Here is a 16251-nt window from a genome sequence, read left to right on the forward strand (position 1 = left end):
CCGGGACAACCGGGGAGGCGGCCATGTTCAGGAAACTGCGCGCCCTGTGGAACGAACTGCGCGAACGGCGCAGGCATTCCCGCGAGATAGCGCCGCGCACCATCCGCGACCTGGCCGCCGAACTGCGCGAACTGGCTGAGATCGCCGAACGGGTGGCCCCCGTGGATGCCGAGACGCTGGTGCGCCTGCGGCGCATCCGCCACGAGATGAACGACCTGATGGACCTTACCCGCCGCCCGGAATTCCACCGCATCCCCGCCCAGCGCAGGCTGGACCTGCACAACGGCATCCAGCGCACCCGCGAGCAGATACTGGAATCGGCTCAGGCCGCGCCCACGCCCACCCCGCGCCTGCAATAGGCGGCCTTCGCCCCGGCCGGTCCTGCCCGGCACGCGCCCCGCGCATTCCCGGCATCCCCCGGCACCATTCTTGCTTCGGCATGTCCACATCCGTCCGCGCGACGGCTTTCCGACATCACCGTCCGTGCGCCCGCCGCCATGGCGGCCCGTGGCCCACGGTCATCCCCGGAGCGTTGTCCATGTCCTTCTCGCCCTGCCCGGCCAAACCCGCCGCCCCCGGCAGCCGTTCCGGCCGGCGCGCCCGCCCCGCCGCGCGCCTTCCGCTGTTCCTGCTGTTCCTGCTGCTTCTGCCGCTGGCCGCCTCCTGTTCGGGGCCGCCCAAGGCCGGGGTGTACCTCGACCTTGGCAGCCAGCCCATCTTCTACATGGACGACTGGGTGCGGCGCGGCAATCCGCAGGTCAGCGTGCGGCCCGTCACCCCGCCCGACCGGCAGCTGACCGCGCTGTTCGTGCCCTTCCGGGTCACCCAGCAGATGGAGAAGCCCAGCGTGACGGGCCTCGAGGTGTCGCGCCAGATATGGCAGACGTGGCTGTCGGAAAAGGTCTTTCCGGTCATCGAGTTCGCGGAGAACGCCACCCCCTACCGCCGCGACCTGGCCATGCAGATGGCCGCCCTGCGCGGGGCGCAACTGCTCATCGGCGGGTACGTCACCCACTACGTCAACGGCGGCACCTCCGGCGATTCCAAGCTGTCGGTGTCGCTGGAGATATGGGACGTGAACACCGGCCAGATGATCTGGGCCATGGGCCACGCCGGGGTCATGGAACACCAGTTCGCCAACGATTTCATCCTGTTCTCCGCCAAGGCCCGCATGCCCAGCGACCCCATGTGGGCCATCACCCAGACCGTTTCGTGGGACATGGCGCAGGAGGTCAAGCTGTGGATCAACCCGCCCGCGCCCAAGGGGCTGTCCAAGGAGCCCGCCTTCTAGGGGCTGTTTCTAACTTGTCCTTTCGCCCGTTGGCGTCCGACCCGAAGGGCGCGAAGCGTGCCCGTTAAGCGAGCTTGCGAGCTTTACGGGCATCGTGCGCAGAGCGGTCAAACTTCGCCTGCCATGGCTCTGCTGTCCTTATCCGTAAGGTTCGCTTCGCTCACCAACGGCTAAGGCTCGGTCGAATACGATAAGAGTATGCGTTGCGGTCGCCATCCGTAAGGCTCGCAAGCTCGCCTAACGGCTGCCGCGCTCTGCGGTCCTCATCCGTAAGACTCGCGCTGCGCGCTCGCCTAACGGCTGAGGCACTCCCTCATGGCAGGCTCGTTTTCCTTGCCAACGAACGAAAATCCTAAGTTAGAAACAACCCCAAGGTTCCCCCGCCTGCCATCGCCCATGTTCGCGGGGTGGCTGCCATGGCCGCCCCGCAACGTTTGCGCCGCCGTCCGGCTCACGTTGTCAAATCGCCGCCCAGCCGCTATCCTGCGGCATGCCGTGCATTCGTCCTTGCGCCGCCGTGGCGCGGTGGTTCCGCCTCGTACCGCTTCTGTCGGCGCTGGCGCTGCTGGCCCTGCTGACCCTGACGCTGGCGGGCTGCGCGGCCACCCGCAACGACGCTCACACCGCTTCCGGAATACCCGGCCCTTCCGCCCTGGCTGACGAATCCGGCACGGGCGGACCCGCCGGGTCTGCTCTCCCGCGTGATGCCGCGCACGCCGACGATGCGGCAACCCGCGCCTTCGGCGCCATCACCCCGCCGCGCACCCCGCCGGACCTGTGCCCCAGCCCCACCGACATGGCCGCTTCCCGAATTCCGGGCTCCCCTCCCGGAACACCCCCTGACGCAAACGCGGACCAGTCCGTGCACAAGGTGGCCTACCGGGTATCCTTCGTCATCGCCCCGCCCGGCGACGACACGTCCCCATCCCCCAGCGCCGACGATCAGGCCCTGCTGGACGGCGTGCGCGACGCCAGCCTGCTGCACCGTCTGGCCGACACTCCGCCCGACAGCCTGACCGGCCTGCACCGCCGCATGCTGGCGGACGAGCAGGAGGCGGAAAAGGTGTTGCGCGCCCACGGGTATTACGCGGGCACGGCCCAAGGCAGCATCGACGTCGCCGCGTCGCCCGTGGCCGTGCGGCTGGAACTGCGCCCCGGCCCGCGCTACGTGGTGGGCGTCACGCGCATCCGCATCATCGACAGGATGCAGCCCCCCGCCGCGGAACCCGCCACCGCGCCGCCGCGCACCCTGGCCGACGTGGGCCTGGCCCCCGGCGCGCCCGCCGCGTCCGACGCCGTGCTGGACGCCGTGGACCGCGTGCCCGCCGCCCTGCGTGACATGGGCTACCCGTTCGCGCGGGTGGCGTCCGCCCGGTACGAGGTGGACCACGCCGCGCGCACCCTGGACGCCGCCGTGGACGTGGAGGCGGGGCAGCCCACCCTCATGGGGCCGCCGCAGGTGCTCGGCACGCGCTCGGTGCGGCCGGAATGGCTGGAATCCATGGCCGACTGGCAGCCCGGCCAGCCCTGGGACCAACAGGCGGTGGAACGCTACCGCGAACGGCTGCGCGCCACCGGGCTGTTCAGTTCGGTCAGCGCGGACGCCGTGCCCATGGCGGATTCCGGCACGTCCGCCGACACGCCCCCCGATGGGCCCGGCGCCGCCTACACCAGTCCGGTGCGGACGGAGGTGACCGAAGGGCCGCACCGCACCGTGGGCGGCGGCCTGCGCTACGATTCCACCCTTGGCCCCGGCGTGCTGGCCTTCTGGGAGCACCGCAACCTGCTGGGCGAAGGGGAACGGCTGCGCCTGGAACTGCCCGTCTGGGACAAGCGGCAGGAGGGCAAGGCCAGCTTCCGCAAGCCGTCCTTCCTGCGGCCCGACCAGGAACTGCTGGCCGAAAGCTGGGTGCGCAACGAAACCTCCGACGCCTACGACCAGCAGGCGGCCTTCGCCTCGGTGGGCCTCGCGCGCGACCTGGCCCCCGGCTGGCGGGCCGGGGCGGGCGTTTCCACCGAAGGGGGCCGCATCGAGGACGCCAACGGGCCGGAACGCTCGTACACCATGTGGGGGCTGCCGCTCTTCTTGCGCCGCGACGGCGCCGACGACCTGCTGGACCCCACGCGCGGCACGCGGGCCGAACTTTCCGTCACCCCCTACACCGGGGTGTACGGCGAACCGTTCAATGTGGTGCGGTCGCGGCTGGACGTCAGCGCCTACCACGTGCTGCTGCGCGGCAGGGCGGACCGGGCCGGGCAGGACGGTCCGGATGGCCGGGACGGCGGCGGAACCCCGCCCGCCGGTGAGCCGGACGGTCCCGACGGACGGCTGGTGCTGGCCGCCAGCGCCGCCGCCGGTTCCCTGTCCGGGGCATCCAGCGGGGCGGTGCCCGGCTCCATCCGCTTCTACGGCGGCGGGGGCGGCTCGGTGCGCGGCTACGCCTACCAGTCGCTGGGCCCGCGCGAGGACGGCGACCCCATCGGCGGCTCCTCGTTCGGAGAGGCCAGCTTCGAACTGCGCTACCGCATTTCGGAAACCCTGGGCATCGTGCCCTTTCTGGACGGCGGCAACGTCTACGAACAGGAAACGCCCCGCTTCGGCGACGCCATGCGCTGGGGTGCGGGCATCGGGGTGCGCTACTACACCGTGGCCGGGCCGCTGCGCTTCGACGTGGCCACCCCGCTGAACCCGCGCGAGGACGACGCGCCCCTGCAATTCTACATCAGCATCGGGCAGAGCTTCTGATGACCGACCCGCACCGCCATACCGGCCCCGGCACCGCATCGCCGACGCCGCCCGTGCCCCCCGAAGGGGAACGCCGGACGCGGCGGCCGTGGCGCACCCTGGGGCTCGCGACGCTGGCGGCGCTGGCGGTCCTGCTGCTGGCGCTGGGGGCCGGGGCGGCCTTCCTGCGCAGCGCCCCCGGTGAGGCGTGGCTGGCGGCACAGGCAGTGCGTCTGCTGGCGGCGGCGAGCATCACCGCCACGCTGGACGGGCTGGAAGGCCCCCTGCCGCAACGGCTGCTGCTGCGCAACCTGACCCTGGCCGACGGGCGCGGCCCCTGGCTGCACGTGGACGAGGCGGAAATCCGCCTGCGCCCGCTGGCCCTGCTGCGCGGCACGCTGGACGTGGAACTGGTGCGCGTGGCATCCCCCCGCTGGGAACGGATGCCGGAAATGCCGGGCAGCGGAGAACCGGAACCGGACGACGGAGCGGCATTCGACCCGCTGGCCCTGCCGGTGCGGGTGCGGCTGGGGGAACTGGCCGTACAGCACGCCGTGCTGGGCGCGGAACTGCTAGGCCGCCAACTGGCCTTTTCGCTGCGCGGCGCGCTGGACGCCCCCGTGGGGGCCGTGTCCGCCCGGCTGCAACTGGACCGCGAACCCGTGCCCGCTGACGGCGGCCTGGCCCTTGCCCTGTCCTACACCGCCAGCAGCGGCGACCTGCAACTGGACGTCACCGGCGGCGAGGACGCGGGCGGCCTGCTGGGCTGCCTTGCGGGCCAGCCGGACCTGCCCGCCTATGGCCTGCGCCTGTCCGGGCGGGGCAGCGGCGGCCGGTGGCACGGCTGGCTGGCGGCCTCGGCGGGCGACCTGCTGCGGCTGGACGGCGAGGCCGACGCGGAACTGGACGCCAGCGCCCCGGGCATCGCCGCATGGCTGGCGGGCCGGAAGGATTCCGTCTGGCGGGCCGACCTGCGCCTGACCGCACGGGCCGGTGCGGACGCCCCGGCGGAACTGCGCCGGTGGGCGGGTTCCTCCGGTATGCCAGATTCGCCCGACTCGCCGAACGCGGGCCTGACCCTGCGGGCGCAGACCTCCGGCAGGCACGGGCGCGACGGCATGACGCTGGACATCCCCCTGCTGGCGCTGGATGGCGACGCATGGAGCCTGGAACTTGCCGACGGCGCGCTGCATGCCCCCGCCGGAACGGCCTCTGCCGCCCCCATGGACCTGCGCGCCAGCGTGCGGGCACGGCTGCACGACGCGGCCGCCCTGCTGCCCGATGCCCCCCTGCGCACGGCCGAGGCCGCACTGACGGTGCAGGGCCGCCTGAGCGGGCCGGACGGGGACGCGCTGGCCCTGCGCGGCCGGGTTGACCTGGGCGGTGTGGCGGCGGTTGCGCACGCGGATATTGCCGTGAACATGGACGGCACCCTGCACCGCACCGGCCAGCGGCTGGCATTGGACGGCCTGCGGCTTGCCGCCGGTCTGGCCGCCGATCCGGCAGCCGCCCCGGCAGCCAAGGACGGGACCAGCGATGCGGGCAGGCACGGCGGGGACGCCGCCCCGCTTACCATCCTGACCCTCCTGACCGGAGGGGGCGCGTGGGATGCCGCCACCCGGCAGGCTACGGCCACCCTTGCGGCCGGACTGCCGGACCTTCCCGGCCTGCTGGCGCTGCTGACGCCGCCCGCCCCCGCCACCCCGCCCCCCCTGCTGGCGGGCAACGCGCGGCTGGAGGCGGACCTGGACCTGCGCCTGCCGCCCGTTCCGGGGACCACGCCCACCGACGCCACCCCCGGCCTGAACCTGACGCTGAGTGGCCGTGGTGAAGGGTTGCGCTGGCATTCCCCCCAGCTTCAGCACCTGCTGGGCGCATCGCCCGTCCTGTCCGCGCGGGCCAGCGGCGGCTACGCAGCCCCCCTGCGGCTGGAACTGCGCGAGCTTGCCGGGGGCAACCTCTCCGGCAAGCTCACGGCCGACCTTACCGCCCCCAACACCCGCGACGGCGCGGAATACCCGCTGCTGCCGCCCGTCACCGGCGCGTCCCCGCTCGACGCCACGGCCCGGCTGGCCGTGACCGGCGTGAACGGCCTGCTGGCCTCCGACGGGCAGCAGGCAAAGGGCACACCCGCGCGGGCCGCCAGCGGCGGCGAGGACACCCTGACCCTCGATCTCGACGCCAGGGGCATGCTGGCCGCCCTCAAGGTACGCCTGTCTGCCGCCCTGCCGTCTCTTGCCCTGCCCACAGGCGGAGTGCGCGGGCTGGCGGCCCGGCTGGATGCGGACCTGAACCTACCCGTGGCCGCCTCCCACCCCGCCGGGAATGCGCAGCCCGCCGAGCCCCTTGCCCCCCCGTTGTCCGGCCGGGGCAGCCTGAACATTTCCGCCGCCGACGCCCTGGGCGCGCCGCTGGCCGTGGACGCCCACTGGCGGCTGGAGCAGCGCGGCGAACGGGGTGAAGAGCGGCGCGACGCGCGCGTGGATCTCACCCGCGCCGAGGGGGTGGGCCTGCGCGGGCTGGCATCCCTTGCCGCATCGTGGCGCGATATACGGAATGCACGTGATGCGGCCACCGCGCCTGTCCTGTCCGGTCCCACCCTGTCCGGCCCCACCCTGTCCGGCACCGCCGACCTGGCCGTGGCCGACTGGTCCGCGCTCTCCCGCGCGGCGGGCACGGCGTTGTCCGGCGGCGAGGCCCGGCTGCGGGTGCGGCTGGGGGACGGAAACCCCCTCCCTGCCCTCGCCGCTGCCGGGGGGGCCGCCACGCCGCTGCACGCGGAGGCCACGGCGGACCGCCTCGCCATCGGCGGCGCGGCCACGCTCGACACCCTGTCCCTGACCCTGAACATGCAGGACATGCGGGACATACAGGACGGGGCGACCCCACGCGTCGCGGCCCGCCTGCGCACCGGACCCGGCACGGCGGCCGGGCTGGCCTGGGATGCCGCCAACGCCACGCTGGACATGGGGAACAGCGGCGCGCCCACGTCCGGCGCGGCCTTCTCGCTGGCCCTGCGCGGGCGCAGCACGGCCAACGTGGGGGGCGGGTACGACGCCGCCACGCAAACCCTGCGGCTGGACACCCTGCACCTCTCGGATACGGACCACGGCGCGCGGGTGAACCTGACCCGCCCGGCGGACATCCAACTGGTCGACGGGGTGCGGGTGGACGGCCTGCATCTGGCGCTGGCCGCCACGCCGCCGGAGGCACCGGCTACCCGGCGCGATGGCCGCAACGAACGTCCGGCGGCGTCCGCCTCCACTACCCCTTCCGACTCTCCCGGCTCTTCTGGCTCTTCTGGCTCTTCTGGCTCCACGGGCGCCACCGGCGCCCTGGATATTTCCCTGGACCTGCACGGCGACGACGACGCCCGGAACGTCATGCTGGACGCCGCCCTGACCGGCGTGCCACTGCGCGTGCTGCGTCTGGCCGCCGACCTGCCGCTGCCGGAGGGACGCATTTCCGGTTCCGCGTCGTTGCGCGGGCAGGGGAATTCCGGCTCCGGCCAGTTCCGGCTGGAGGCCGAGGACGTGGCCTACCCCGACCCCGGCCAGACGCCCGCCGCCTTCCGCCTGACAGGCTCCATCAAACCCGGAACCATCGAATCCGACGGCCCCGCCCGCAACGGACCAACGCGCAGCGGTTCCGCCACCCCACCCGACGTCGGGCTGCTGCGCGCCACCCTGTCCGCCGAAGGCTTGCAGGCCGACGTGGCCGAAGCGGCCGTCACCCTGCCCCTGCGTTTCACGGCGGGCCTGCCCGGTCCGGACCTTGCGGGCGACATGGCGGCGGACATCCGCTGGCGCGGCCCCGTGGCCCCGGTATGGCGCTTCGTGCCGCTGGCCGACCGCCGCCTGACCGGCACGGGCGGCCTGACCGCCTCGTTGCGCGGCCCGCTCGGCACGCCTCGCGTGGCGGCGGATGCCTTCCTGTGCGGCGGCCGTTACGAAGACCTGGTGTCCGGCGTGCTGCTGGCGGACATCCAGATGGACGCCCGGCGCGAGGACGACGGCGCCCTGTCCGTACGCGCCCGGCTGGGCGACGGGCGCGGCGGCGCGGCGGCCCTGGAAGGACGGCTCTCGCCGCCCCCGGCCCCCCCGTCCACTTCGCCCGATTCCTCCGGCCCGCACGACCACGCCTTCCGCGACCTTACCCCGCGCATCGACCTGCGCGGCCAATTGCTGCGCCTCAGCCCCCTGCACCGCGACGACCTGTCGCTGACGCTGTCCGGCGGGGTGGAGGTCACCGGCCCGCTCAACGCGCCGCTGGTGCGGGCGGACATCACCGTGCCCGAGGGCGAACTGCGTCTGCTGCGCGGGCTGGGCGGCGGCGTCACCACCCTTGACGTCACTGAGGACGTGACCGAAAAGGCCGCCTCCCCGCCGTCCGCTTCCACCCCTGCCGCCGCCACGGCAGCCGCCCCGTCCACGCCCCCTCCCGGCCCGCAGCTGGACCTGCGCATCGTGGTGCCGCAACGGTTCTTCATCCGGGGGCGCGGGCTGGACAGCGAATGGAAGGGCGACCTGCGCGTTTCCGGCCCCGCCGCGTCCCCGGCGCTGGTGGGCGCGCTGTCTCCGGTGCGCGGCCGGTTCGACCTGTTGGCCAAACCCTTCAGCCTGTCGCGCGGCAGCATCGCCTTCACCGGCGAACGGCCGCCCAACCCGGCGCTGGACCTGGACCTGACCAACGAGGGCTCGGCGGTCACCGCCGTGGCCCACGTGGGCGGCACGGCCCGCCGCCCGGCCCTTTCCCTGTCCAGCACGCCCGCCCTGCCCCAGGACGAGGTGATGAGCTACGTGTTGTTCGGCAAGCCGCTGACCGAACTCAGCCGGTTCGAGGCGTTGCAGGCCGCCAACGCCCTGCGCACCCTGTCCGGCGCGGGCGGCGACTTCGACGTGCTGACCTCGGTGCGGCGCACCCTGGGAGTGGACGTGCTGCGGGTAGGCTCGTCGGACCCGGCCCGCCAGCGCGCCGCCACGACCCCGCGCGACCCGTCCCTGTCCGGAACCGCCGCATCCGGCAGCGCCGAGCAGGCCCACCCCACGCTGGAGGCGGGCAAGTACCTGCTGGACAACGTGTACGTGGGCGTGGAGCAGGGCGCGGAACCGGGCACCACCGGCGCGCGGGTGGAAGTGGAGCTGTTGCCCCGCCTGAACCTGGAAGGCCGCAGTTCACCCACGTCGAGCGAACTCGGCATCATGTGGAAAAAGGACTACTGACCCCGCACCCTTGCGCCCGCCCCGGCCCCCGTCCGCGCGCGCCGCTCCGGACCGTTGCGCCGCAATGCCCGCCGCGCCGGGGTTGCTTTCCCTCCGTCACGAATTATGCTAGGGCGTGAGGACGTTTTTCCGGTGCCAGCCCGCCGCGCTACGCCCCGTGCCAGAAGGCCGGGGCCTCTCTCTTGCCAGCGCGTCCGGCGGCCAGCCAACAGGAGTGAGAATGATCGGCATCTCCAAGCTTTACTGTGGTCAGGTCGAGCCCTCCGACGCCCTTCGCTACGGGCGCCATTCGGGCCAGCTTCCCTCCCACCTGCTCCAGTTCTCCAAGGACAAGAAACCGGTGGTGGTCTGGAACATGACCCGCCGTTGCAATCTGAAGTGCGTGCACTGTTACGCCCAGGCCATCGACCCCGACGGCAAGGACGAAATCTCCACCGAACAGGGCAAGGCCATCATCGACGATCTCGCCGCCTACGGCGCGCCGGTGATGCTCTTTTCCGGCGGCGAACCGCTGGTGCGCCAGGACTTGGTGGAACTGGCCAAGCACGCCACCTCGCGCGGCATGCGGGCGGTCATCTCCACCAACGGCACCCTGATCACCAAGCAGAAGGCCCGCGAACTGAAGGAAGTGGGCCTGTCCTACGTCGGCATTTCGCTGGACGGCGGCGAAGAGGTGCACGACAGGTTCCGCGCCGTGCCCGGCTCGTTCCGCCGCGCGCTGGAAGGCATCGAGAACTGCAAGGCCGAAGGGCTGAAGGTGGGCCTGCGCTTCACCATCAACAAGCGCAACCAGGGCGAGGTGCCCAAGCTGTTCCAGCTGCTGCGCGACCTTGAAGTGCCGCGCATCTGCTTCTACCACCTGGTGTACTCCGGCCGCGGCTCCGAACTGATCAAGGAAGACCTGGACCACGCCGAAACCCGCGCCATGGTCGACCTGCTCATGGACAAGACGCGCGAACTGTTCGACGCCGGGCTGCACAAGGAAGTGCTGACCGTGGACAACCACGCCGACGGCCCCTACGTGTGGATGCGCATGCTGAAGGAAGACCCCAAGCGCGCCGCCGAGGTGTTCGAACTGCTCCAGTACAACGAGGGCAACAGCTCCGGGCGCGGCATCGGCTGCATCTCGTGGGACGGCAAGGTGCACCCCGACCAGTTCTGGCGCCAGCACGTGATGGGCAACGTCCTGGAACGCCCCTTCTCGCAGATCTGGGACGACCCGAACATCGAACTGCTGCACAAGCTGAAGGACAAGAAGCAGTACGTGGGCGGCCGCTGCGCCACCTGCCGCTTCCTGAACATCTGCGGCGGCAACTTCCGCGCCCGCGCCGAAGCCTACTACGGCGACGTCTGGGCCCAGGACCCCGCCTGCTACCTGACCGACGACGAAATCCGCGCGTAGGCACGCCCCGCGCCGGAACCATACCTGCCATGACGGCGCCCGGACGGCCCTGTGCCGTCCGGGCGCACGCCACGCCAAGCGTTTCAACCTGCCTACTCCAGGAGACGGCATGTCCGAATTCGGGGACTTCTTCCGGGGGCGCAGACTGCGCCGCACCGCCGCCCTGCGCGAGATCGTGCGCGAAACCGCGCTGCGCCCGGCCGACCTGATGATGGCCTACTTCGTGGTGGAAACCGACGACCCCGCCTTCCGCAAGGAAATCGGGGCCATGCCCGGCCAGTACCAGCTTTCGTTGCAGGAACTGGAAAAGCAGGTGGAAGCCGCCGTGGCCACGGGCCTGCGCAGCTGCATCCTGTTCGGCATCCCGAAAGAGAAGGACTATCGCGGCAGCGAGGCCTACAACAAGGACGGCGTCGTGCAGCAGGCCGTGCGCCTGCTGAAGAAGCGCTGGCCGAACCTGGTGGTGTGCACGGACGTGTGTCTGTGCGAATACACCGACCACGGCCACTGCGGCCTGGTGCGCCAGGGCGACACCTCGGGCGAGGTGCACAACGACCCCACCCTGTCGCTGCTGGCCAAGACCGCCGTGAGCCACGCCGAGGCCGGGGCCGACATGGTGGCCCCCTCGGACATGATGGACGGCCGGGTGCAGGCCATCCGCCGGGCGCTGGACCAGAACGGGTTCACCCACATTCCGGTCATGTCGTACGCGGTGAAGTACGCTTCCAGCTTCTACGGCCCGTTCCGCGAGGCGGCGGAATCCACCCCCCGGTTCGGCGACCGCAAGACCTACCAGATGGACCCCGCCAACCGGGTGGAGGCCATGCGCGAGGCGGCGGCCGACATAGCCGAGGGCGCGGACATGCTCATCGTCAAGCCCGCCGGGCCGTACCTGGACATCATCCGCGACGTGCGCGACCGCTTCGACGTGCCCGTGGCCGCCTATCAGGTGAGCGGCGAATACGCCATGATCCGCGCGGCCGGGCTGAACGGCTGGATCAACGAGGACGCCGTGGTCATGGAATCGCTGCTGGGCATCAAGCGCGCCGGGGCCGGGCTGATCATCACCTACTTTACCGAAGACCTGCTGCGCAAAGGGCTGGTGAACTAGCATGAGCCATCCGCAACACCCCGGCGACGAACGCAAGGCCGGACATCCTGGTGGACATCCGGCCAGCCCGCAGGGCGGACAGCCGGGAGGCCATCCCGGCGGCGGTCATCCTTCCGGCCATCCTTCCGGAGTAGGCGCGCCGCAGATGCCGCGCACCCTGCCCGACGGCACCCCCACCTGCAAGCTCATCGCGTGGGAGGTGACCCGCTCGTGCAACCTGGCCTGCAAGCACTGCCGGGCCGAAGCGCACGAGGAGCCCTACCCCGGCGAGTTCTCCACCGAAGAGGCCAAGGCCCTCATCGACACCTTTCCGCAGGTGGGCAACCCCATCATCATCTTCACCGGGGGCGACCCCATGATGCGGCCCGACGTGTACGAACTCATCGCGTACGCCACCGGCATCGGCCTGCGCTGCGTCATGTCGCCCAACGGCACCCTGATCACGCCGGAAACGGCCCGCATGATGAAGGAAGCGGGCGTGCAGCGCTGCTCCATTTCCATCGACGGGCCGGACGCCGCCAGCCACGACGCCTTCCGGGGCGTGCCCGGCGCGTTCGACGCCTCCCTGCGGGGCATCGAATACCTGAAGCAGGCGGGCATCGAGTTCCAGATCAACACCACCGTCACCCGCGACAACCTCGGCAGCTTCAAGGACATCTTCAGACTGTGCGAGCGCATCGGCGCGGCGGCGTGGCACATCTTCCTGCTGGTGCCCACCGGGCGCGCGGCGGGCCTTGGCGACCAGGTCATCTCGGCCACGGAATACGAGGACGTGCTGAACTGGTTCTACGACTTCCGCAAGACCACCTCCATGCACCTTAAGGCCACCTGCGCGCCGCACTACTACCGCATCATGCGCCAGCGGGCCAAGGAAGAGGGCGTGGCGGTCACGCCCGACACCTTCGGCATGGACGCCCTGACGCGCGGCTGCCTCGGGGGCATCGGGTTCTGCTTCATCAGCCACGTGGGACAGGTGCAGCCGTGCGGCTACCTGGAACTGGACTGCGGCAACGTGCACGAGACGCCCTTCCCCGAAATCTGGCGCAACACGCACCATTTCAAGCAGTTCCGCGACCAAGACGCCTACACCGGCAAGTGCGGCCCGTGCGAATACCACAAGGTGTGCGGCGGCTGCCGCGCGCGCGCCTACAACATGAGCGGCGACCACATGGCCGAGGAACCGCTGTGCTCGTACACCCCCCGGCGCACCGGCGCGTGCCGCTGACGGAGGCATCATGACCGCATCCCACGCCGAAAGCTGCACTGCCCCAGACACTGGCACTGCCGCTCCCGCTGACACGCTCGACCAGATCGACAAGCGCATCCTGGACGTCATCCAGTCGGACTTTCCGCTGGAATCGCGCCCCTACGCCGTCATCGGCGAGAAATGCGCCATCACCGAGGCGGAAGCGCTGGCCCGCGTGCGCGCCATGCGCGAGCGCAGGCTTATCCGCCGCCTGGGGGCCAACTTCCAGTCGGCCAAGCTGGGCTTCCGCTCCACGCTGTGCGCGGCCAAGGTGCCCGCGGAGGCCATGGACAGCTTCGTGGCCGAGGTGAACGGCCACGTGGGGGTCACCCACAACTACCTGCGCGACCACGAATACAACATCTGGTTCACCTGCATCGGCCCCTCGTGGGACAGCGTGTGCGCCACCCTGGCCGAGATCACCGAAAAGACCGGCATCCCCATCCTGAACCTGCCCGCGACGAAGCTGTACAAGATCAAGGTGGATTTCCAGATGGGCGAGTAGCCCGCAAGAATGCGCCGCTGTTCCAGACCAAGGCCCCGGACCTGCATGACCAGTCCGGGGCCTTTTCATGCCGTACGGTTTGCCCGGCTTGCCCGCCCGCGTCGCCTGCCCTATGGATGGGGCATGGGACGCAAGACACACAGCAAACACACCGGCAAGCGGGGCGCACAGCCACCCGCCGACGATTCCCGCCGGGAACGCGGCAAGCGGCGCACATCCGGCGCGGCCCGCCAGGCTCCAGACGACCGCATGGCCTACGCCACCTGCACCGGCGTGCCCCACGCGCCGCCGCGCCTGTCCCTGACCATCCCGCCCGACCGCCTCGACGCCGCCACCTGGGACCAGATCGAAAGCGCGCTGGCCCTGCCCTGCATGGTGCATCTGTCCGTCATGCCCGACGCCCACGCGGGCTACGACCTGTGCATCGGCGGGGTGGCCCTGCTGGACGGGCACATCAGCCCCAGCTTCGTGGGCTACGACATCGGCTGCGGCATGTGCCACGTGAACACTGGCCTGCCCGCCGACGAAGTGCTGCCCGACGAGGCCGCGCGCCGCCTGCTGTTCGACCGGCTGCGCCTGGCCATTCCGGTGGGCACGGCCACCCGCGCTCCCGGCGACTACGATCTGCCGAGCTTCGAAAGCGCCAGCGGCGACACGCAGCTGACCGGCGCGGTCAACGCGCGCCAATCCATCCAGTTGGCCACCCTTGGCGGGGGGAACCATTTCCTCGAAGTGGGCGTGAACCGCCGGGGGGAAATCGGCGTCACCGTGCATTCCGGCTCGCGCCGCTCCGGCTGGGACATCGGCGCGTGGTACATGAAGCAGGGGCGGCTGTTTCCGCTGGATTCACGGCTGGGGCGCGCCTACCGGCAGGACATGGACTGGGCGCTGGACTACGCCCTGCTCAACCGCCGCCTGATGCTGGAGCACGCCTTGCGCGCCCTGGCCGATGTGCAGCGGCAACTGGTTCCGCACAAGGGAAGCCGCGCCGCAAGCCCGGCGGCTTCCGGCCAGCCTCCCCTTTCCGAGCACGAAATCGCCATGCTGCTGGGCCGGATGATCAACGAGAACCACAACCACGCCGTGGTCCTGAACCAGCCCGGGGACCAGCCCGGCCCTTCCGGCGCGCCGCTGGTGCTGCACCGCAAGGGCGCCACCCCGGCGGACGCGGGCCAGCCCGGCGTCATCCCCGCCAACCAGCGCGACGGGGTATACGTCACCGAAGGGCTGGGCAACGCCGAATACCTGTCCTCGGCCTCGCACGGCGCGGGCCGCCGCATGTCCCGCAACGAGGCGCAGCGCACCATCCCGCTGGAACGGTTCCGGTCGCAGATGCGCGGCATCGTCTGCCGCGCCGACAAGGGCGTGCTGGACGAAGCCCCGGACGCCTACAAGCCCATCGCCGAAGTGCTGGCCGCACAAGACGGCGTGCTGGTGCGCGTCATCGACCACTTCCGCCCCCTGGTGGTGCTGAAGGGATGATGGGAACCAAACATTGCTACGTGCAAAACAATCGCGGGTTAGAAAGCGCGGCATCATACGCAACGCCCGAAGGAAAGGTGCCGCGCGTAGAAGCGTGTGACGCCGCGCCTTGGCGGCGGCACATGCGTCGCGGCGGGGGTTCAGATGGTGGCACCCTCGGTTCGCCATGCCAGCGAGAGTCATGCGCACATCGCATTCCGCCGGGAAGATTACCCGAAGGCGCTTTGGCCGAGGGAAGCTGCCCGGTGAAGAATGCGGTGCATGATACCCCGGGGGTCCAGGGGAGGCGAAGCCCCCCTGGAGCGCGGGGATGCAAGGGGCCGCCGCTTTGCGGCCCCTTGCCCGCCGGAGGCATAACGAAATCGAGGGTGACCGGGGAGGCAGGACTGTCTTCGTAGAAACCGTCCCCATCAGCGCACGCGCCCCTCTTCCTCCCCTTCCCCCTCCTCGCCCCCAAACGCAAAAGCGCCCAGCCATACGGCCGGGCGCTCTCTTCTCACATCAAGCCGCGTAGCGGCTAGAAACCGAAACCGTCGTCGCTGGCGCCGGAAGCGCCGAAACCGAAGGTATCGGGCACGCCGCCGCTGGTGTCTTCGGCGGGCGCATCGAACCCGGCGGCAGCGTCGCCACCCTCGGCGGCAGCGGCACCGGCGGCGGCCACGGGCAAGGCCTTCAGGGCGTCCTTGACGGCGCGGGAAACGATGTCCTTCACGCTGGACTCGATTTCCTTCTCGTCAATGGCCACCTTGCCGTTGAAGGGAGCCAGTTCCTTCTTCAGGTTGGCGATGTCGCCGTTCAGGCCCTGCACCTTCTGCTCGGACTGGCCGAGCTTCTTCTCGAGGTCGGCGGCCTGTCCCTTGAAGGGGGTCAGTTCCTTCACCTGGGCTTCAAGTCCGGCGATGGCGTCTTCCTGTTCGGCCACGGTGGCCTTCAGGGCCGCGATCTTGTCCAGCACCACGCTGATGCCGGCCAGTTCGGCGGCGGAAATGGGCTGAAGGGACACGTTGTCGCCAAGGCGGCCACATTGCTTCTTCACCCAGTCGTCGTAGTTGCCTTCGGCTTCGCCGCACTGCATGAACGCGGGGTTCTGGCTGTACAGCCAGCCCTTGGCCATGGGGGCCACGGCGGCTTCCTCTTCGGTGGCCAGGGCGCGCTGGGCAAGGTAGCCCAGCAGGTCGGACACGTCGGCACCGGCTTTCCCGGCGACCAGGCCGAGAACGGTTTCCATCTTGAACACTCTGCGACCTTCGTCAGACATTGCAGCCTC

Annotated in this window: 10 protein-coding genes; 9 read left to right on the forward strand and 1 reads right to left on the reverse strand. The window is 70.9% G+C overall.

The annotated features are described in order from the left end of the window. Positions 1 to 23: 23 nt before the first annotated feature. The 9 genes from ACR4XJ_RS00860 to ACR4XJ_RS00900 all read left to right on the forward strand — a co-directional run bounded on the left by ACR4XJ_RS00860 (position 24) and on the right by ACR4XJ_RS00900 (position 14984). The gene (locus ACR4XJ_RS00860; RefSeq protein WP_196609794.1) at positions 24 to 359 is read left to right on the forward strand and encodes a hypothetical protein; all 336 of its coding nucleotides are present in this window, start codon (positions 24 to 26) and stop codon (positions 357 to 359) included. Between the two features lie 179 nt (positions 360 to 538). After that, positions 539 to 1291 (forward strand): hypothetical protein, encoded by a 753-nt coding sequence (locus tag ACR4XJ_RS00865; RefSeq protein WP_434753431.1) that lies wholly within the window; start codon positions 539 to 541, stop codon positions 1289 to 1291. Positions 1292 to 1781: 490 nt separating this feature from the next. Next, on the forward strand, positions 1782 to 4037 hold the full coding sequence (locus ACR4XJ_RS00870; protein ID WP_434753432.1) for an autotransporter assembly complex protein TamA: 2256 nt from the start codon (positions 1782 to 1784) through the stop codon (positions 4035 to 4037). Next, positions 4037 to 9238: a translocation/assembly module TamB domain-containing protein gene (locus ACR4XJ_RS00875; protein ID WP_434753433.1), complete on the forward strand. Its 5202-nt coding sequence runs from the start codon at positions 4037 to 4039 to the stop codon at positions 9236 to 9238. Before ACR4XJ_RS00870 ends, ACR4XJ_RS00875 begins: the two co-directional genes overlap by 1 nt. 220 nt (positions 9239 to 9458) lie before the next feature. Beyond that, entirely contained in the window at positions 9459 to 10640 is a 1182-nt protein-coding gene (gene ahbC / locus ACR4XJ_RS00880; protein ID WP_434753434.1) for a 12,18-didecarboxysiroheme deacetylase, read from the forward strand. A gap of 109 nt (positions 10641 to 10749) precedes the next feature. Beyond that, complete coding sequence (gene hemB, locus ACR4XJ_RS00885; RefSeq protein WP_434753435.1) at positions 10750 to 11751, forward strand: porphobilinogen synthase; 1002 nt, start codon at positions 10750 to 10752, stop codon at positions 11749 to 11751. Between the two features lies 1 nt (position 11752). Beyond that, the gene (gene ahbD / locus ACR4XJ_RS00890; protein ID WP_434753436.1) at positions 11753 to 12976 is read left to right on the forward strand and encodes a heme b synthase; all 1224 of its coding nucleotides are present in this window, start codon (positions 11753 to 11755) and stop codon (positions 12974 to 12976) included. 10 nt (positions 12977 to 12986) lie between these two features. Next, positions 12987 to 13502 (forward strand): siroheme decarboxylase subunit alpha, encoded by a 516-nt coding sequence (gene ahbA, locus ACR4XJ_RS00895; RefSeq protein WP_434753437.1) that lies wholly within the window; start codon positions 12987 to 12989, stop codon positions 13500 to 13502. Positions 13503 to 13625: 123 nt separating this feature from the next. After that, on the forward strand, positions 13626 to 14984 hold the full coding sequence (locus tag ACR4XJ_RS00900) for an RtcB family protein (protein WP_434753438.1): 1359 nt from the start codon (positions 13626 to 13628) through the stop codon (positions 14982 to 14984). 517 nt (positions 14985 to 15501) lie between these two features. Here the strand turns inward: ACR4XJ_RS00900 and ACR4XJ_RS00905 are convergent. Continuing rightward, on the reverse strand, positions 15502 to 16242 hold the full coding sequence (locus ACR4XJ_RS00905; protein ID WP_434753439.1) for a hypothetical protein: 741 nt from the start codon (positions 16240 to 16242) through the stop codon (positions 15502 to 15504). Positions 16243 to 16251: the final 9 nt, after the last annotated feature.

This window comes from Nitratidesulfovibrio sp. D1 (assembly GCF_051133415.1).
Taxonomy (GTDB): Bacteria; Desulfobacterota; Desulfovibrionia; order Desulfovibrionales; family Desulfovibrionaceae; genus Cupidesulfovibrio.

Bases quoted from the DNA above. Each gene is read 5' to 3' on its own strand.
- ACR4XJ_RS00860 (WP_196609794.1), top strand. From the start codon at position 24: ATGTTCAGGAAACTGCGCGCCCTGTGGAACGAACTGCGCGAACGGCGC.
- ACR4XJ_RS00865 (WP_434753431.1), top strand. From the start codon at position 539: ATGTCCTTCTCGCCCTGCCCGGCCAAACCCGCCGCCCCCGGCAGCCGT.
- ACR4XJ_RS00870 (WP_434753432.1), top strand. From the start codon at position 1,782: ATGCCGTGCATTCGTCCTTGCGCCGCCGTGGCGCGGTGGTTCCGCCTC.
- ACR4XJ_RS00875 (WP_434753433.1), top strand. From the start codon at position 4,037: ATGACCGACCCGCACCGCCATACCGGCCCCGGCACCGCATCGCCGACG.
- ahbC (WP_434753434.1), top strand. From the start codon at position 9,459: ATGATCGGCATCTCCAAGCTTTACTGTGGTCAGGTCGAGCCCTCCGAC.
- hemB (WP_434753435.1), top strand. From the start codon at position 10,750: ATGTCCGAATTCGGGGACTTCTTCCGGGGGCGCAGACTGCGCCGCACC.
- ahbD (WP_434753436.1), top strand. From the start codon at position 11,753: ATGAGCCATCCGCAACACCCCGGCGACGAACGCAAGGCCGGACATCCT.
- ahbA (WP_434753437.1), top strand. From the start codon at position 12,987: ATGACCGCATCCCACGCCGAAAGCTGCACTGCCCCAGACACTGGCACT.
- ACR4XJ_RS00900 (WP_434753438.1), top strand. From the start codon at position 13,626: ATGGGACGCAAGACACACAGCAAACACACCGGCAAGCGGGGCGCACAG.
- ACR4XJ_RS00905 (WP_434753439.1), bottom strand. From the start codon at position 16,242: ATGTCTGACGAAGGTCGCAGAGTGTTCAAGATGGAAACCGTTCTCGGC.